The organism is Blautia sp. AF19-13LB (assembly GCF_003479105.1).
In the GTDB taxonomy this organism is placed as follows: Bacteria; Bacillota; Clostridia; order Lachnospirales; family Lachnospiraceae; genus Fusicatenibacter; species Fusicatenibacter saccharivorans.
On sequence record NZ_QUGO01000009.1, the window covers coordinates 82,875 to 102,985 of the forward strand.

A 20,111-nucleotide genomic window follows, 5' to 3' on the forward strand; every position below is an offset into this window, starting at 1 on the left:
GAAAAAACAGAACGTATATTTTGATGAAGTGTTACAGTTCACAGATTCCCTGCGAACTGTAACATTCGCAGCCCTCATTTAAAGTTTTGCTTCGCAAAAGGAGGGCTGCTCACTCCTGAATCACTTTCTTACGCAGCGAAACAGCAGGTGTTTCACTGCTGAGTGAACAGTAACGATGAAGTTGCACAAATATGAAAAAAGTTTATTTTGATCTTGACAACCCTCATCACATATGATAATATACCATCTGTATCACGCCGAAGACAGCAGGTGCCGCAAGGCGTAAGTTTCAAACGCCTGCCGAGGAGAAGTTACACAAGGTTCATGTTATGGAATTTTGAGATCTCTTCGCCAATCTTCGCGAAGAGCTTTTTTTATACTTCCAAAGCGTAGGTACGAAATACTACAAGGAGGTGCAATCATGGCAATCAATGCAAAAATCGATCTGAAGAAGCCGGTCCTGGAAGAGATCAGCGCACAGGTAGAAGGCGCACAGTGCGTGCTGCTGGTAAACTACAGCGGATTAACCGTTGCTCAGGATACTCAGCTGCGTAAAGAGTTAAGAGAAGCAGGCGTTCATTACAAAGTATACAAAAATACAATGATGAAACGTGCATTCGCTGGTACTGCTTTCGAGTCTCTTACCAAAGACCTGGATGGCACAAACGCTATCGCAATCAGCAAGGACGATGCAACAGCTCCGGCAAGAATCATCGCTAAATTTGCAAAAACCGCTCCGAAGCTGGAGATGGTTTCTGGTGTTGTAGAAGGAAACTACTACGACAAAGCTGGAATGGAAGCACTGGCAAACGTTCCGTCAAGAGAAGAACTTCTTGGCAAACTGCTTGGAAGCATCCAGTCCCCGATCGCAAACCTGGCTCGCGTCCTCAACCAGATCGCAGAGTCCAAAGGCGGCGCAGCAGAGGCCTAAGCCTCAAGCGGGCAGCGTGAAATACGCAGCCTGAGAACATTATTCAGAAAATATCCAAGGAGGAAAATAAAATGGCAAAGTTAACAACCGCAGAGTTTATTGACGCTATCAAAGAGTTATCTGTATTAGAGTTAAACGATCTTGTAAAAGCATGTGAGGAAGAGTTCGGCGTATCCGCAGCAGCAGGCGTTGTAGTTGCAGCAGCAGCAGGCGATGCAGCAGCAGCTGAGGAGAAAGACGAGTTCGACGTAGAGCTGACAGAGGTTGGCCCGAACAAAGTTAAAGTTATCAAAGTTGTACGTGAAGCTACAGGACTTGGCCTGAAAGAAGCTAAAGAAGTAGTTGACGGTGCTCCGAAAGTCCTCAAAGAGGGTGCTTCCAAAGCAGAAGCTGAAGAGCTCAAAACTAAACTTGAGGCTGAAGGCGCTAAAGTTACTCTTAAATAATTTAAGCGTAAATCAGAATCTATGGACGCACGGCGGGATTTCCTGCCGTGCGTTTTTTTGGACTGAGTCCATACTTTGTGGCAATAAAGTTAAAAATTGCCGGAAGGTATGGTGATGCCATGTGGTATCAAAATGTAATTGCGACCGTGGAGATAAAATTGAGAATGTGATCTATTTATACAAGACATTTACGGAGGAGTATAAGGGCTAAATATCCCCATGACAGAAAGACTCCGAGAGTACAGAAAGAGAAAACGGGAGGAACGAAAAATGCAGGTACATTCCGTTCTGGAATCTCTACAGCAGGGAATCCTGATCTGCGATCAGCACAGCAGGATTGTGTTCTTTAATCAAGTCTACAGCGATTTCATCGGCGTTCCGCTTGAAATCGCGAAAGGTCATAAAATCACGGAGTACCGCAAATCTGCCATTGCTCCGGAAGTCATTTGGAGCGGCATCCCGGTCGAGGGAATGGTGCGGAGAGAGGGAACACAGGAATACTTTGCAAGTGTTTATCCGATATGGGAAGAGCATCATATCCGCGGAAGCATCTCAATTGTGACGAGTCTCGTACAGTTTGAAAAACGGGAATCAGAGGCTCACATGACGCTGGAAGAGCGGGTGCGCCGCTTTGAACGGCAGGAGATCAAAAATACGTTGTTGCTGTACGGACGGGATATGGAAGGGAAGCAAAAAGCGGCAAAGGAACTCGGAATTTCGCTGGCAACGTTATACAATAAAATCAAAGAATAAGACAGAAGGAGAATGAAATGCCGGAATTTCTGCAGCTTTGGAGCTTTGTGGTATTTTCTGTCTTTGCTGTAACAGAACTCACATAAAAGAGGGATCATGATTTCTAAAATTTTAGAAATTACGATCCCTTTTGTAGTATCTGCCCGGATATCGCATTACAATGATCTCAGATCAAAGAAAGCGAGGCCATAGAACATGAAAAAAATCAGAATCGGAAGCGGCGCAGGCTATGCGGGAGACCGCATTGAGCCGGCAGTGGAGCTGATGGAAAAAGGAAATCTGGACTACATTATTTTCGAGTGTCTGGCGGAGCGCACCGTTGCGATCGGACAGCAGGACAAAGAGAAAGATCCGTCGAAGGGATATAACCAGCTGCTCGACTACCGAATGGAAAAAATTCTCCCGCTGATGGCGAAAAACAAAGTAAAAGTCATTACCAATATGGGAGCTGCCAACCCGGTATCTGCTGCCGAACGGACGTGTGAAATTGCCAGAAAACTGGGTGTCGGAGGATTGAAAATTGCCTGTGTGACCGGCGATGATATTACAGAAGAGCTGGACAAATATGAAAATGAGAAGGTGCTGGAGGATGGCACGCTGTTAAAAGAGAAAAAAGATGTTCTGATTTCCGCAAATGTCTATATGGGCGCAGAAGGCATCACAAAAGCGTTGAAAGAGGGCGCCAATCTTGTCATTACCGGTCGCGTTTCCGATCCTGCACTGACGATCGGACCGCTGGTATATGAATTTGGGTGGAACATTGACGACAACCCGGATCAGATGGGACAGGCGGTTCTCGCAGGCCATCTGCTGGAGTGTGCCGGACAGGTGACAGGCGGCTATTTTGCGGATCCGGGCTACAAGGATGTGCCGGATCTGTGGAAACTTGGATTCCCGCTCCTTGAGATTGACGAGACAGGCGCATTTACCGTGACAAAGGTCGAGGGAAGTGGCGGACTGGTGAGCGTGGATACCTGTAAAGAGCAGATGATCTACGAAATCCACAACCCAGAGGCTTACCTGACCCCGGATGCAACAGCGGACTTTTCAAAGGTGACGTTCCGGCAGGTCGGGGAAAACCAGGTTCGCGCCGAGCATGCGACAACGCATGGAAGACCGGAAACTTTGAAAGTGAGTGTCGGCTACAAGGACTGCTTCATCGGTGAGGGTGAAATTTCCTACGGCGGAAGCAACTGTATGGCACGGGCGGAGCTGGCGGCGGAGATTCTGGAGAAGCGGATTGCACTGACAGGCATCGAACTGGAAGAGTACCGTACTGATTTTATCGGATGCAATTCCCTGTATCGTGATACAATTTCCAAGGAGATCGGAAGTGGAACTCCGTGTGAAGTGCGTCTCCGCGCCGCAGGCAGAACGAAAGACCGGAAAAATGCCGTTCTGCTGGCAAATGAAGTCGAAGCTCTCTACACCAACGGTCCGGCAGGAGGAGGCGGAGCTGTGAAACGGGTGTCCGAGGTTGTCTCGGTCTGCTCAATTTTTGTACCGCGGGATGACGTAACACAGAAGATTCGGTATTTTGAAGTTTGATCGATGCCTCTGATCTTACGGTCAGCAGGAGAAGAGCTGGGATTGTTATAAAACGAAGAGATTGCCGGAACGTGTCTGGAAAACCATTTTCCGCAATCGACAGACAGTAACGAAGGACAGGAAAGGAAGAAGTATGAAATTAAAAGAAATTGCACATGCAAGAACGGGTGACAAAGGCGAGATCTCCAATATTTCGGTGATCCCATATGATGAGAACAATTATGAAATGCTGAAAGAAAAAGTAACAGAAGCACGCGTAGCAGAATACTTCCGCGAAATCTGTCACGGAAAAGTAACCCGCTACGAACTGGACGGAATCCATGCGCTGAACTTTGTCCTCGACAAGACACTCGGCGGCGGTGTCACAAGATCGCTGGCGTTGGATAAACATGGAAAGACACTCGGTATGGCACTGCTGGAAATGGAGGTTTAGGGCAATGGCAGAAGATTTTATGGCGGCAGTGGTGAAACACGTGGAGGAACAGTTTGCGAAAAGCGGCGTTTCCGAAAGCTGTGCAGCATTTGAAAGAAAAGACAGCCAGATCGAGATGCGCGATGGTGTGAAGCTGCATACAATCTATTATTTTCCAAGGGAAGGCGGATCAGGAGAAAACAAGAAATATCCCGTCATCCTGACTCGTACCTGCTATCCGGGAAACGACCGTATTCACCGTGCCTACGGTGAGGGACTGGCGCGCAGAGGTTATGTGTATGTCTACCAGTATTGCCGCGGCAGAGAGCAGTCGGAAGGAAAATGGGAGCCAAACATCAATGAGCGGAACGATGGCATTGACACCATGGATTACCTTGTGGAGCAGCCATGGTGCGAAATCTTAGGCTACTGGGGCCATTCCTACACAAGCATGACCGGCTGGGCGTTCGCTGATGCCGCGGAGGGGAAAGTTGCCGCAATGTTTCTGGAGGACTATGGAACGGATCGTTTTGTATCAGCCTACGAGAAGGGCTGCTTCCGCCACGATATCCTGACCGCATGGTCGATGGAAAATGCGGAAAAACCAGTGAATGCTGACTATCGCGAAAGCTGCCGTTATCTGCCGCAGATTGAAGTGGACGAGGCGCTGTGGGGACAGCGTGTTCCGGCCTACCGCGAATACATCACAAGCCCGAGCCCGGATGCGGCACTCTGGCAGACGAGCTGGTGGAAACAGTTGCGGGAAATTCCATCAAAAACGAAGGTTCCGATTTATCTTTTAAGCGGCTGGTACGATCATCACCACGGCAGCAGTATGAAAACGTGGGAGCGGCTGAATGAGGAGACGAAACAGCACAGCTGGCTCGAAATCGGCGCCTGGAACCACTTTTTCCAGATCTGCCTCGAGGGCAAAGAGGTGCTGCACCCGCAGAATGAAGAAATTCCAAAGATGCTGGAATGGTTTGAGCTGACGCTGAAACAAAAAGAAATTCCGACGCAGCGGATCCGTGCCTATGAGATCGGCGCAGACCGGTGGATTGACATCGTGTCCGACAGACTGGGAGAAAAAGGAACTGCGGGAAGCATGACGCTGTATCTGGATGAGAAAACACTGCGGACAGACACGCCGGAACAGGAAAAAACGAGAAACTACACGTTTGACCCGGCCACTCCCGTCGAGAGCATCGGCGGAGAAGCCCTTCTGCATACGATGCCGCAGATCGGCAGTCATCTCCAGCCGGAACCGGACTATCGTGAGGATGTCCTGAGTTTTGTATCAGAACCGCTGGAAGAAACTTTCACGCTGAACGGAAAAGCTTCCGTCCGTCTGTTCGTGGAAAGTGATTGCGAGGATACGGCATTTACCGCTAAAATCATGGAGGTAACGCCGGAAGGAAAAGCGTACAACATTCGTTCCTCGATTGCAACATTGGAGCAGGGAAAAACGGAGGCCGGAGCCTATGAGGCGGGCAGCGTGGCAGAGGTACAGATTACTATGTGGAATATTGTATACACGATTCCAAAGGGTTCCTGCATTCGTGTAGATGTTTCCTCCTCCGACTTCCCGCAGTACCATGTCCACAGCAATCAGAAAGGGCTGTGGTCGGAAAAAACGGAAAATAAAATTGCACATCAGACCATTCATATGGGCAGAAAAGCTGCTTCCTGCGTGATTTTGCCGCTGATGAAAAAACAGTGAACCGTAACGGTAAAGCGGACATCGGGAAAAATCAAAAAGAAAAAGTAGCATAATCCATTCTTTTGTGATATAGTGGAAACACTATAGGTTTTGCGGTAAACCTAAAGAACGGCCCGCATTATAAAAACAAAATGAACAGGAGAAGAGTAATGGAGAAAAAGTGGTGGCACAAAACGGTCGGATATCAGATTTACCCGAAGAGTTTTCAGGATACCAATGGAGACGGCATAGGAGATCTGAAAGGCGTGATCCGTCATCTTGACAAAATAGAAAAACTGGGAGCCAATGTCATCTGGCTCTGTCCGGTGTTTGCATCCCCGATGGTGGATAACGGATACGATATTTCCGATTACATGGATATCGACCCGTCGTTTGGAACGATGGAGGACATGAAGGAGCTGATTGCGGAGGCAAAAAAACGCGGCATCCGCATTCTGATGGACCTTGTCGTGAATCATTCCTCTGACCGGCATGCGTGGTTTCAGGCGGCACTCAAAGATCCGTTTGGAAAGTACGGAAAGTATTATGTGTTCCGGGAAGGAAAAGACGGCAAAGAGCCGAACAACTGGCGGTCGATTTTTGGCGGCAGCGCGTGGGAGAAAGTACCGGGATATGATAAACTGTATTACCTCCACATCTTCACAAAAGAGCAGCCGGATCTCAATTGGGAGAATCCCAAATTGCGGGAAGAAATTTATGAGATGATTTTAAAATGGATGGATCTGGGACTTGGCGGATTCCGTCTTGATGCGATCAGCCATCTGAAAAAGAATTATCAGTACACCAACCTTCCGCCGGATGGACCGGACGAGTACAATATGGCGTTCGAGTATTTCAACAATGTAGACGGTCTTGCCGATATCTTGTGTGAAATGAAGGAGCGCACCTTTGCGCCGACCGATGCGCTGACGATCGGAGAGTACGATCACATGGGACCGGAGGATGTGGAGGATGTGATTGGGGAAAACGGCAGTTTCTCGTCCGTTTTCGATTTTTGTCACACCCTCGACAATGTGCGTAATCCGAAATGGGGCAATACCGTGGCGCTGTTTGACGATTATCGCGATCAGCTTTTTGCGGCACAGAAAATCGTGGATGGCCGCGGCATGCTCTGTAATTTCCTTGAAAATCATGACAAACCGCGCAGCATCGACCGGTTCCTGATGCCGGAGGATCAGAACCTCTACAGCGAAAAAATGCTTCCGGTCACTAATTTCTTCCTGCCGGGTATTGTGTTCCTGTATCAGGGACAGGAAATCGGCATGCGCGACGACCCGAAACAGTCCATTCAGGGATTCGTTGATAAACCGACCTTTGCTATTTACGACCGCCTGATTGCCGAAGGAAAAACGGATGCGGAAGCGCTCGAGCAGATCAACTGCGAGAGTCGCGAGCACAGCAGAACTCCGATGCAGTGGGATGCATCTGCCGAGGCGGGATTCACAACAGGTACGCCGTGGTTCCCGGTGAATAAAAACTATACGGAACTGAACTATGAGGCCGAGGAAAAAGATCCTGATTCCCTGCTGTGGTTCTACCGCAAAATGGTGGCAGTAAGACGACGTGAAGATCTGGAAGAAACCTTCCTCTACGGAACGCTGATTCCGGAATACGAGACGGTAAGCGGCGTTCTGGCGTACCGCAGGAAGGATGAGAAGAATAATGTTCTGATCCTTACTACTTCTCTTGCGGATGGCATTACATTGCCATTTACAGATACAATCGAAGAAGTACTTCTGAATAACTATGACACCTGCGAGGCAGGCGAGGAAACGATCCGTCTGCAGCCGTATCAGTGTCTGGTGCTGAAGGTGAAGGAATAATTGCAAAAACTAAAACAAAAACCGAAAAATCGGTCCCACAAAAGGAGAAGATCTTTTTGTGGGATCTTTTTTGTGGTACAATACAACAGAAAAAATCTATTATGAGGTGTGGAATGGAAAGAGACGAAGAAATAATGATGAGAGGAACAAAACAGGAAATGCCGGGATTTCGTTTTCGGCTACTCCGGCCGGAGAAGAAACGGGAACTGTGGAATCCGGATTTTGAACTTTTATTTCTGCTTCGTGGGAGCGGAAGAGTCAGCTACGAGGACGGGGAAGTTCACAATCTCCCGATGGGATCTATCTTTGCGATCAACCGGTTTCAGATCTGTGACCTGGATCTGGACGAAGACGGACTTGCTCTGTCGCTCTGCGTTTCAGCGGAGACGATTGATTCATTTCACATTAAGCTGCTGAAATGTGAAGTCAAATGTCAGTCGTTTTTTTATATGGAAGATCAGCAGGAAAAATTTGATTTGATCCGGCGGGATATGGCACGGATCTTTCTTGAGATGTACAAGAATAATGAGGAACAACCGATCTATATGAAAAGCCGTGTGACGGCGCTTCTGGAGGATCTGCTTTTTTACTTTACATCCGGGGAAAAGGTGGAACAGGGCCGGGGCGGAAGGGAACGCATTCAGCGGGCATCAGACTATATTCTGCAGCATTGCCGGGAAGAGATTACGCTGGAGGATCTGGCGGATCATCTTTATCTGAGCCGTGCCTATATTTCACGGAGCTTTCCGCAGTATTTCGGTGTATCATTTCGGGAGTACGTGACGCAGGTGCGCCTGGCGCATGCCGTACAGGAAATGCACAGCGGCGCAACGCTGACGGAGATTGCCTATCACAATGGATTTGTCAATGAGACGGCGATGATCCGCGCATTCCGCAAATACCGCGGTATGACACCGAGCGAATACCGGAAGCAGATGGAATATACAGTAAAACAGCGTGAAAAGAAAGGAAAAGAGCGGGAAGAGGCGGCGGGAGACCATGATATTTTCCAGAGTCTCCTGCAGTATGCAGCGGTCACGGAGCAGGAGATTGAGACGATAAATGAGAGTGCCGTTTCCGTGACAGCGGCAGTAAACGGACGGAAACCAAGAGTGGCAGGCCACTGGAAGCGCGTGATCAATGCTGGTTATGCGGCAAGTGTGCTGAACCGCGAGGTGCAGGATGAGCTGGAACAGCTGGTGCAGGAGCTCGGCTATGAGCTGATCCGCGTAAAAGGAATTCTTGATGATGATATGTGCGTACTTCGGCGGAATATGTGGGGCGAGATTCAGTTCTGCTGGAACTATATTGATGAGGTGATCGATTTCATCCTTTCCACGGGAGCGAAGCCGTTGCTGGAATTCGGCCATATGCCGTTGCTGCTGGCAAAAACAGACCCGGGAAGAACGATGCGTCCGGCGCTAAGCAGCTCTCCGCGGGATCTGGCTGAGTGGCGCATGCTGATTAAAAACCTGATGGAACATCTAAGGGAACGGTATGGAATCAACCAGATGCGGCGCTGGATTTTCAACCCGTGGATCAGCGGAGACGTGATCACGATTGATGGAGGAGATGAGTTCTTTGGGACGTGGAAAGCATCGTACGAGGAGATGAAACGTGTGAGCCCGGATCTTGTAACATGTCTTTCCTTTGGTCTTGGACCGGAGGAACATCTCAAAGCCTTTATCGAAACTATGAAGGAAAAGGAATGTGTGCCGGAAATTTTTGCATTCCGCTCGTTTGGCACGGTGATCTATGGAGAGGAAGAGGAGAAAATGAATCTGATCCAGAACAACGAGAGCATCAATATGATTGTGAGCCGCGACCCGGATTTTCTGCGGAACCGCGGGGAGAAGGTAAAAGGTCTGCTGCAGAAGGCTGGGCTTGGTGCACTGCCGGTTCTGGTGGATGAGTGCAGCAGCAACATCTGGCAGAGGGATCTGTGCAACGATACCTGTTATAAAGCGGCATGGCTGTTTAAAAATCTTCTGGAAAATGAAGAGGCGCTGCAGGGAATTGCGTATTTCTCGGTCAATGACCGTTTGGATGAAGTATTTCCGGCGCGGGAAACGTATCATGGAGGTTTTGGGCTGTTCACGATGAACGGCATTCCAAAGGCGGTCTGCACTGCGCTGCGGCTGCTCGGCAGAATGGGATCTCGTCTGGTGAAGCGTGGGGACGGCTATTTTATCAGCACAGAGCCGGAGAAAAACCAAAGCCAGATTTACCTTTACAACTATGTTCACTACGATATGCTGTACCGCTACCGCCATGCCGTGAATATTTCCCGCACGGACCGTTACCGCGTATTCAATATAGGGGAAATCCGGACCTTTTCAGTGAAGCTGACCGGACTGGAACCGGGAAAATATTGCCTGCGGCTGTATAAAGTGACGAAAGAGCACGGCAGCAGCTACGATGCGTGGGTGCGGATGGGAGCTCCGGAGCGGATGAACCGGATGGAGCGCGCGATGCTGTGCCACAGTGCGGACCCGGAATACCGTGTCTGGGAGCAGGAAACCGACCCGGAAGGCAGCCTCACGGTGCAGGAACGCCTGGAGCCGCACGAGACGGCGCTGATTGAGGTGGAGCAGATTCTGTAAAATCTTCAAAAAATTGCACTCGCGGTGGGAGAATACAGAGAAAGAGTGGAAAAAAAGCAACAATATAAGAAGATCTTGCGGCAATTCGAGTAGAAAAGGACGAAAATATTGTTTATACTGAAAACAACATAAATGCTAAATTCTACAGAAAAGAGGTATTTCAAAATGGGGAAAATATTTGATTACGATGGCGTGCCGGTGCTGCATACCACATCCGGCGATTTAAAAGGTTATTTTTATGACGGTGTTTACATTTACAAAGGAATTCCGTATGCATACGCAGACCGTTTCCAGATGCCGGTTCCGTCCAAATGGGATGGCGTGAAGGATGCGACAAACTACGGCTTTGTATGCCCGCTTCAGAACCAAGATACACCGAACGGCGAGCTTATGGTTCCGCACCGCTACTGGCCGCAGGATGAGCACTGCCAGTCCTTAAATATCTGGACAAACAAACTTGATCCGGAAGCCAAAAAACCGGTTCTCGTATGGTTCCACGGCGGTGGATACGCAGCGGGATCTTCCATCGAGCAGGTTGCGTATGACGGCGTCAGCATCGCAAAGAAAGGTGATTCGATTCTTGTTTCTGTCAACCACAGACTGAATATTTTAGGATATCTGGATCTGTCTCCGTTTGGGGAAAAATACAAAAACTCCGCAAACGCAGGCCACGCCGATATGGTGGCAGCCCTGCAGTGGGTACATGACAATATTGCCCTGTTCGGCGGCGATCCGGAGAATGTAACCATTTTCGGCCAGTCCGGCGGCGGAATGAAGGTGACTGACCTGATGCAGATTCCATCAGCAGACGGTCTGTTCCAGAAAGGTCTTGTCATGAGCGGTGTTATGGAGGACGATCCGCTCGGCGCAGGAGAGAAAGACGGCACGGAGATTATTACGGCAATGATGAAAGCGCTCGGCTTTGACGATGTGGCTCAGCTGGAAACTGTACCGTATCCGCAGCTTGCTGCTGCATATGCAAAAGTGGCTCCGGCGATTGCACAGAGTGGCGGCTACATCGGCGGCGGCCCGAAAAAGGGCGATTACTTCTATGGAAATCCATTCGACGCAGGCTTCCGTGAGCATGCACATCAGATTCCGATGATGATCGGAACCGTATACGGCGAGTTCGCAACGTTTGCACCGGCAGCTTATGATAAGAACAAACTGACAGCGGAAGAGATTCTGGAAATCCTCAAAAAGGTTTATGGAGACAATGCCGAAAAGGTTCTGGACGCTTTCAAAGAAGCATATCCGGAGAAGAACGGCGTAGATGTTCTTGCCATCGACCGTGCAATGCGTGAGCCGACCGTAAAACTTGCCAAACTGTTCGCAAAAGGCGGCGGCAAAGCATATCTCTACAACTTCGCTCTGGAATTCCCGTTCCAGCACGGCAAGCCGGCATGGCACTGCTCCGATATCCCATATTTCTTCGGAAACGCAGATCTCGTAGAAATTTGTGGCATCCCGGATGTCAGCGATAAACTGGAAAGCGAAATCTTCGGAGCACTTCTCGCCTTCGCAAAGAACGGCACCCCGGATCATGCCGGACTCCCGCACTGGCCGGAAGTAGAAGCAGAGGATGCGGATACCATGGTGTTTGACCGCAAAACGGAAGTAAAACACAACTACGATGATAAAGTGTTTGCAGAGATCAACAAAGTTCTGAAACCATGGAGCTTTATGGACATGATGGCTGACAATATTCAGCATTAAAAAGAACGATTCGACGCGGCATAAGCGAAATCGGGATGGAGCTCTGAAATATTAAAAAATTAGAATAAAAAAACCGCCTGTTTGATTTGAAAAATAAAAAAATCAAACAGGCGGTTTTTTCTGAAAATTCGGTGCTTTCAATCACATCTAAAGTATTATTCTAACAGGGTCACGGAAGAAAAACCAGTAAAAAACGGATTGTACTGAAAAAAATACAATCTGTTTTGTTGACACACTTGAAAAAACATGATAATCTAGAAAATGCACTATTATGGCAAGATATGCCTAAAACCTTTTGTTCAGGCATGAGCGGTAATAAATATATTATAACACAAGGGGTGACAACGTCAATGGAGAAAAACAGAATACGTCCGATACCTACCGGAAAAAGTATGCGAATGAGTTACCAGAGACAAAAAGAAGTATTGGAAATGCCCAACTTGATTGAAGTCCAGAAGGATTCCTATGACTGGTTCCTGAGAAGCGGACTCAAGGAAGTCTTTGATGACATTTCACCAATCTCCGACTACGGCGGACGGCTGAGCCTTGAATTCGTAGACTTTACACTGTGTGAAGATGACGTAAAATACTCAATCGAAGAGTGTAAACAGCGTGACGCTACTTATGCGGCACCGTTAAAGGTAAAAGTAAGATTATATAATAAGGAAAAAGACGAGATCACAGAGCACGAAATTTTCATGGGTGATCTGCCGTTGATGACAGCAACAGGAACATTCGTTATCAATGGTGCAGAGCGAGTAATCGTCAGCCAGCTGGTACGTTCCCCTGGTATTTATTACGGCATCGCACATGATAAGCTCGGAAAGAGACTGTTCTCCTGTACCGTAATCCCGAACCGTGGAGCATGGCTGGAGTACGAGACCGATTCCAACGACGTCTTCTATGTCCGCGTAGACCGTACCAGAAAAGTTCCGATCACAGTCCTCATCCGTGCACTTGGAGTAAGCTCCAATGCAGAGATCGTAGAGCTGTTCGGTGAAGAGCCGAAGATTCTTGCAAGCTTCACCAAAGATACTTCCACCAACTATCAGGAAGGTCTTCTCGAGCTGTACAAGAAAATTCGTCCGGGCGAGCCTCTCGCAGTAGAAAATGCAGAGAGCCTCATCATGAGCATGTTCTTTGACCCGCGTCGCTATGACCTGGCAAAGGTAGGCCGTTATAAATTCAACAAGAAACTTGCACTGCGCAGCCGTATCCGCAACCAGATCCTCGCTGAGGATGTTGTAGATCCGTCCACCGGTGAAATCCTTGCAGAAAAAGGTACCACCGTTACTCTGGAACTCGCAGACAAGATTCAGAACGCAGCAGTACCGTATGTATGGATCCAGACCGAGGAGAGAAACGTAAAAGTTCTTTCCAACTTAATGGTAGATCTGAAAGCATGGGTAGATGTTGACGAGGAAGAACTTGGCATCAACGAGAAAGTATACTATCCGGTTCTGGAAAAGATCCTGGAGGAGAATACCGATATCGAAGAGATCAAACAGGCGATCAAACGTGACATCCACGACCTGATTCCGAAACATATCACAAAGGAAGATATTTTCGCTTCCATCAACTACAACATGCATCTGGAATACGGCGCAGGAAATGCCGATGATATCGACCACCTGGGCAACCGTAGAATCCGTGCTGTAGGTGAGCTGCTTCAGAACCAGTACCGCATCGGTCTGTCACGTATGGAGCGTGTGGTACGTGAGCGTATGACAACACAGGACATCGACGGAATTTCTCCGCAGTCCCTGATCAATATCAAACCGGTTACAGCTGCAATCAAAGAGTTCTTCGGATCTTCCCAGCTGTCCCAGTTCATGGATCAGAATAACCCGCTTGGAGAGCTGACGCACAAGAGACGTCTTTCTGCCCTTGGACCTGGCGGTCTGTCCCGTGACCGTGCCGGATTCGAGGTTCGAGACGTTCACTACTCCCATTACGGAAGAATGTGCCCGATCGAGACTCCTGAGGGACCGAACATCGGTCTGATCAACTCTCTGGCATCGTATGCGCGCATCAACGAGTATGGCTTCGTTGAGGCTCCATACAGAAGAATTGACAAATCAGATCCGAAAAATCCGCGTGTTACCGACGAAGTAGTCTACATGACCGCAGATGAAGAGGATAATTACCATGTAGCACAGGCAAATGAGCCGCTGGATGCGGAAGGACACTTCCTCAACAAGAACGTTTCCGGACGTTATCTGGATGAGACCCAGTCCTACGAGCCGCACATGTTTGATTACATGGACGTGTCTCCGAAGATGGTATTCTCCGTTGCTACGGCGTTGATCCCGTTCCTTCAGAACGACGATGCGAACCGTGCGCTGATGGGATCCAACATGCAGCGTCAGGCCGTACCGCTGATGATCACCGATGCTCCTGTTGTAGGAACCGGTATCGAAGCAAAAGCAGCCGTAGACTCCGGTGTCTGCGTCGTTGCAAAAAAAGCAGGAACCATTTCCTATTCCTGCTCCAACGAGATCCGCATGAACAATGATGACGGAACAAAAGATGTTTACCATCTGACCAAATTCATGCGAAGCAACCAGAGCAACTGCTACAACCAGAAACCGATCGTATTTAAAGGTGACCATGTAGAGGCCGGCGAAGTAATCGCAGACGGTCCGTCTACTTACCAGGGCGAGCTTGCTCTTGGTAAAAACCCGCTGATCGGATTTATGACCTGGGAAGGATATAACTACGAGGACGCCGTACTCTTAAGCGAGCGTCTGGTACAGGATGATGTTTACACTTCCATCCACATCGAGGAGTACGAGGCAGAGGCCCGTGACACCAAGCTTGGACCGGAAGAGATCACAAAAGACGTTCCGGGCGTCGGCGATGAAGCCTTAAAAGACCTGGACGAGCGTGGAATCATCCGCATCGGTGCAGAGGTACGTGCCGGTGATATTCTGGTCGGAAAAGTAACTCCGAAGGGAGAAACCGAGCTGACCGCAGAGGAGCGTCTGCTCCGTGCCATCTTTGGCGAGAAAGCAAGAGAAGTACGTGATACTTCCCTGAAAGTACCGCACGGTGAGTATGGTATCATCGTGGACGCCAAAGTATTTACCCGTGAAAACGGCGACGAACTTTCTCCTGGAGTAAACCAGGCAGTCCGCATCTACATCGCACAGAAGAGAAAAATCTCTGTCGGCGATAAGATGGCTGGTCGTCACGGAAACAAGGGTGTCGTTTCCCGTGTACTTCCTGTAGAGGATATGCCGTTCCTGCCGAACGGACGTCCGCTGGACATCGTGCTGAATCCTCTGGGTGTGCCGTCCCGTATGAACATCGGACAGGTGCTGGAGATCCACTTAAGCCTTGCAGCAGCAGCGCTTGGATTCAACGTTTCCACTCCGATCTTCGACGGCGCAAACGAGAAAGATATTCAGGATACCCTGGAACTGGCAAACGATTATGTAAACATGGAATGGGATGCATTCTCCGAGAAATATAAAGATATTCTGCTTCCGGAAGTATATCAGTATCTGGAAGAGCATCTGGATCACAGAGAACTGTGGAAGGGTGTTGATATCGCAAGAGACGGTAAGGTACAGCTCCGCGACGGACGTACCGGTGAGCCGTTCGATGGAAGAACGACAATCGGACACATGCATTACCTGAAACTGCATCACCTGGTAGACGATAAGATTCATGCCCGTTCTACCGGCCCATACTCCCTCGTTACACAGCAGCCTCTGGGTGGTAAAGCTCAGTTCGGTGGACAGCGTTTCGGAGAGATGGAGGTTTGGGCTCTTGAGGCGTACGGTGCATCCTACACGCTGCAGGAGATCCTGACTGTGAAGTCTGACGATGTGGTTGGCCGTGTGAAGACATACGAAGCCATCATCAAGGGCGACAATATTCCGGAGCCTGGTATTCCGGAATCCTTCAAAGTATTGTTGAAAGAGCTGCAGTCCCTGGCACTCGATGTCCGCGTACTGCGTGATGACAATACCGAAGTTAAAATTATGGAATCAGTTGATTACGGTGATACCAACCTGAACCACATCATCGAGGGAGACCGTTACTCTGACAGAGAGGACGAGAGATTTGGTGACTATGGATTCTCCAAGAAAGAATTTGACGGAGAAGAAATGGTAGATGTGGAAGAGGATGAAGAAGAAGACTCTTATCTTGATCTGGATGAAAGTTCAGATGATGACATGTAACTTGTAGATCTTCGCTTTGCGAGGAAAGGGGTAATCAAATGCCAGAAACAGCAAAAAAAGAAAATTACCAGATGAGCTTTGATGCCATCAAAATAGGACTTGCCTCCCCGGAGAAAATCCGGGAGTGGTCCCATGGCGAGGTAAAAAAACCGGAGACCATCAACTACAGAACGCTGAAGCCGGAAAAAGACGGTCTGTTCTGTGAAAGAATCTTCGGACCAAGCAAAGACTGGGAGTGCCATTGCGGTAAATATAAGAAAATTCGCTACAAAGGCGTAATCTGCGACCGATGCGGCGTAGAAGTAACAAAATCCAGTGTGCGCCGTGAGCGTATGGGACACATTGAGCTGGCAGCTCCGGTATCCCACATCTGGTATTTCAAAGGAATTCCGTCCCGTATGGGACTGATCCTGGATCTGTCTCCGAGAACTCTGGAAAAGGTTCTGTATTTCGCAAACTACATCGTTCTTGATGCAGGCGATACCAAATTACAGTACAAACAGGTTCTGACTGAGAAAGAATACCAGGATGCCAGAGAGGAGTTCGGAAACAGCTTCCGTGCAGGTATGGGTGCGGAATCCATCAAAGAGCTTCTGATGGCAATCGATCTGGAAAAAGAGTCTGCTGAATTAAAGGCAGGTCTTAAAGATTCTACCGGACAGAAGAGAGCCCGCATCATCAAGAGACTTGAGGTTGTTGAGGCATTCCGTGAGTCCGGAAACCGTCCGGAGTGGATGATCCTCGATGCGGTTCCGGTTATTCCGCCGGATCTGCGTCCTATGGTACAGCTCGACGGCGGACGTTTTGCAACATCTGACCTGAATGACCTGTACCGCCGTATCATCAACCGTAACAACCGTCTGAAGAGACTGCTGGAACTCGGTGCACCGGATATCATCGTGCGCAACGAGAAACGTATGCTTCAGGAGGCAGTTGATGCCCTGATCGACAACGGACGCCGTGGCCGTCCGGTTACCGGTCCTGGAAACCGTCCGCTGAAATCTCTGTCTGACATGCTGAAGGGTAAATCCGGCCGTTTCCGTCAGAACCTTCTTGGTAAACGTGTTGACTATTCCGGCCGTTCCGTTATCGTCGTAGGACCGGAACTGAAGATTTACCAGTGCGGTCTGCCGAAAGAAATGGCAATCGAGCTGTTCAAACCGTTCGTTATGAAAGAGCTGGTTTCCAACGGTACTGCACACAACATCAAAAACGCAAAGAAAATGGTCGAGAAACTCGAGCCGCAGGTATGGGACGTTCTCGAGGACGTCATCAAAGAGCATCCGGTTATGCTGAACCGTGCCCCTACACTGCATCGTCTGGGTATCCAGGCGTTCGAGCCGATTCTGGTAGAAGGTAAAGCGATTAAGCTGCACCCGCTGGTTTGTACCGCATTCAACGCCGACTTCGACGGTGACCAGATGGCTGTCCATCTGCCGCTGTCTGTAGAAGCGCAGGCAGAGTGCCGTTTCATGCTTCTTTCTCCGAACAACCTGCTGAAACCGTCCGATGGTGGTCCGGTAGCCGTTCCTTCCCAGGATATGGTTCTTGGTATCTACTATCTGACACAGGAGCGTCCGGGCGAGAAGGGCGAAGGAAGCTTCTTCCGCGATATGAACGAAGCCATCCTGGCATACGAGAACGGATACATTACCCTGCAGACCAAGATTACCATCCGCTGCGAAAAAGAGATGGAAGATGGTACTGTAATGCAGCAGAACGTAAGCTCCACACTCGGAAGATTCCTCTTCAATGAGATTCTGCCGCAGGATCTGGGATACGTAGACCGTACGGTTCCGGGTAATGAGCTTGCTCTTGAGGTTGATTTCCTCGTTGCAAAGAAACAGCTGAAACAGATTCTGGAAAAAGTCATCAATACACACGGAGCTACCAAAACCGCAGAGGTTCTGGACTATATCAAGGCAACCGGATATAAATATTCCACCCGTGCAGCCATGACCGTATCCATTTCCGATATGACCGTGCCGCCGCAGAAGCCGGAGATGCTCGCCGAAGCACAGGCAACGGTAGACAAGATTACAAGAAACTTCAAACGTGGTCTGATTACAGACGAAGAGCGTTACAAAGAGGTTGTAGATACCTGGAAGAAGACCGACGATGCGCTGACAAAAGCACTGCTCGACGGACTGGATAAATACAACAACATCTTCATGATGGCTGACTCCGGAGCCCGTGGTTCCGATAAGCAGATCAAACAGCTGGCCGGTATGCGAGGACTGATGGCCGATACAACCGGACATACCATCGAGCTGCCGATCAAGTCAAACTTCCGTGAAGGTCTTCAGGTACTGGAATACTTCATGTCCGCACATGGAGCACGAAAAGGTATGTCCGATACCGCGCTTCGTACCGCCGACTCCGGTTACCTGACCCGTCGTCTGGTAGACGTTTCTCAGGACCTGATCATCCGTGAAATCGACTGTGCCGAGGGCAAGGACGAAATTCCGGGTATGTGGGTCAGCGAGTTCACAGACGGAAAAGAGCAGATCGAGAGTCTGCAGGATCGTATCACAGGCCGTTTCTCCTGCGAGACGATCAAAGACAAGGACGGCAACGTCATTGTAAAAGCAAACCATATGATCACCCCGAAACGTGCTGCCCGTGTCATCAAAGACGGCATCAACGAGAACGGTGAGCATTATACAAAAGTAAAAATCCGTACCATTCTTACCTGCCGTTCCGGTAACGGAATCTGCGCAAAATGCTATGGTGCCAACATGGCAACCGGCGAGGCAGTACAGGTTGGTGAGTCTGTCGGAATTATCGCAGCACAGTCGATCGGTGAGCCTGGTACACAGCTGACCATGCGTACCTTCCATACCGGTGGTGTTGCCGGTGGAGATATCACACAGGGTCTTCCTCGTGTCGAGGAGCTTTTCGAGGCAAGAAAGCCGAAAGGACTTGCCATCATCACCGAAATCGCCGGTGTTGCACAGATCAAAGACACCAAGAAGAAACGCGAAATCGTTGTTACCAATCCGGAAGACGGCGTATCCAAGACATACCTGATCCCTTACGGATCCCGTATTAAGATCGCAGACGGAACTGTTCTGGAAGCCGGAGACGAGCTGACCGAAGGTTCTGTCAACCCGCATGATATCCTGAAGATCAAAGGTGTACGTGCCGTTCAGGATTACATGATCCGCGAGGTACAGAGAGTTTACCGTCTGCAGGGTGTAGAAATCAACGATAAGCATATCGAGGTTATCGTTCGCCAGATGCTGAAGAAGATCCGCATCGAGGAAAACGGAGATACCGAATTCCTTCCGGGCGACATGGTAGACTTCCTGGATTACGACGAGACCAACAAAGCTCTGATCGCAGAAGGCAAAGAGCCGGCAGAAGGAAAACAGGTACTGCTTGGTATCACCAAAGCATCCCTGGCATCCGATTCCTTCCTGTCCGCAGCATCCTTCCAGGAGACCACCAAGGTTCTGACCGACGCTGCTATCAAGGGTAAGGTTGACCATCTGGTAGGCCTGAAAGAGAACGTTATCATCGGTAAACCGATCCCGGCCGGTACCGGTATGAAGTGCTACAGCAACATTCATCTGAATACCGACAGCATGATCGAGGAAGAAGAGGACGAGGATCTGATTCTGACCGAAGATCTTGAGGACGATGCTCCGGCAGCTCCGATGGCAGAAGCTCCGGTTGAAGAACCGTCAGCTGAAGAGGAAGAGCCGATGCTCGACTTCGACTTTGAGGAAATGATTCCGTCAAAGGATGATACCGAGGAGTAAACCCTTCAACAAATAATAGCAAGGATTCTCCCACCTCTATAGGTGGTGAGATGAATTGCAAATAAGAAAGTTAACGGCAGTGGCGGGCGGAGAGAAATCGGTATCCCCCACTGACATGAGGCAAACCACAGTCAGCATTCTGCTGACATGTCAGACTCTGTGAAATTACCGACTGTGGATTGAAACAAGGTTAAAAAATAAATAT

11 protein-coding genes and 1 other annotated feature are annotated in these 20,111 nt (G+C 49.3%); all 11 genes read left to right on the forward strand.

The features are described 5' to 3' along the window. Nucleotides 1-239 precede the first annotated feature (239 nt). Nucleotides 240-384, forward strand: a sequence feature (ribosomal protein L10 leader region). Nucleotides 385-421: 37 nt separating this feature from the next. The 11 genes from rplJ to rpoC all read left to right on the forward strand — a co-directional run bounded on the left by rplJ (nucleotide 422) and on the right by rpoC (nucleotide 19,906). Further along, nucleotides 422-931, forward strand: a complete 510-nt coding sequence (rplJ, locus tag DWX32_RS10925) for a 50S ribosomal protein L10 (protein ID WP_055227784.1) — start codon at nucleotides 422-424, stop codon at nucleotides 929-931. A 71-nt stretch (nucleotides 932-1,002) separates the two neighbouring features. Next, a complete protein-coding gene (gene rplL, locus DWX32_RS10930) occupies nucleotides 1,003-1,377 on the forward strand; it encodes a 50S ribosomal protein L7/L12 (protein ID WP_022462823.1) in 375 nt (124 codons plus the stop codon). Nucleotides 1,378-1,647: 270 nt separating this feature from the next. Then, the gene (locus tag DWX32_RS10935) at nucleotides 1,648-2,130 is read left to right on the forward strand and encodes a helix-turn-helix domain-containing protein (RefSeq protein ID WP_158579576.1); all 483 of its coding nucleotides are present in this window, start codon (nucleotides 1,648-1,650) and stop codon (nucleotides 2,128-2,130) included. A gap of 195 nt (nucleotides 2,131-2,325) precedes the next feature. Continuing rightward, on the forward strand, nucleotides 2,326-3,678 hold the full coding sequence (locus DWX32_RS10940; protein ID WP_118660020.1) for an acyclic terpene utilization AtuA family protein: 1,353 nt from the start codon (nucleotides 2,326-2,328) through the stop codon (nucleotides 3,676-3,678). A gap of 133 nt (nucleotides 3,679-3,811) precedes the next feature. Then, nucleotides 3,812-4,111, forward strand: a complete 300-nt coding sequence (locus DWX32_RS10945; RefSeq protein ID WP_022462826.1) for an AtuA-related protein — start codon at nucleotides 3,812-3,814, stop codon at nucleotides 4,109-4,111. A gap of 4 nt (nucleotides 4,112-4,115) precedes the next feature. Then, entirely contained in the window at nucleotides 4,116-5,810 is a 1,695-nt protein-coding gene (locus DWX32_RS10950) for a CocE/NonD family hydrolase (protein WP_158579577.1), read from the forward strand. A 149-nt stretch (nucleotides 5,811-5,959) separates the two neighbouring features. Further along, entirely contained in the window at nucleotides 5,960-7,633 is a 1,674-nt protein-coding gene (locus tag DWX32_RS10955) for an alpha-glucosidase (RefSeq protein WP_118660024.1), read from the forward strand. A 113-nt stretch (nucleotides 7,634-7,746) separates the two neighbouring features. Further along, nucleotides 7,747-10,236 carry a GH39 family glycosyl hydrolase gene (locus DWX32_RS10960; protein ID WP_158579578.1) on the forward strand — a complete coding sequence of 830 codons (2,490 nt, stop codon included), beginning with the start codon at nucleotides 7,747-7,749 and terminating at the stop codon, nucleotides 10,234-10,236. 165 nt (nucleotides 10,237-10,401) lie between these two features. Continuing rightward, nucleotides 10,402-11,952: a carboxylesterase/lipase family protein gene (locus tag DWX32_RS10965; RefSeq protein WP_055227769.1), complete on the forward strand. Its 1,551-nt coding sequence runs from the start codon at nucleotides 10,402-10,404 to the stop codon at nucleotides 11,950-11,952. Nucleotides 11,953-12,302: 350 nt separating this feature from the next. Beyond that, on the forward strand, nucleotides 12,303-16,142 hold the full coding sequence (gene rpoB, locus DWX32_RS10970) for a DNA-directed RNA polymerase subunit beta (RefSeq protein ID WP_117510452.1): 3,840 nt from the start codon (nucleotides 12,303-12,305) through the stop codon (nucleotides 16,140-16,142). 38 nt (nucleotides 16,143-16,180) lie between these two features. Then, nucleotides 16,181-19,906, forward strand: coding sequence for a DNA-directed RNA polymerase subunit beta' (gene rpoC, locus DWX32_RS10975; protein WP_117510453.1), 3,726 nt, complete (start codon nucleotides 16,181-16,183; stop codon nucleotides 19,904-19,906). Nucleotides 19,907-20,111 lie beyond the last annotated feature (205 nt).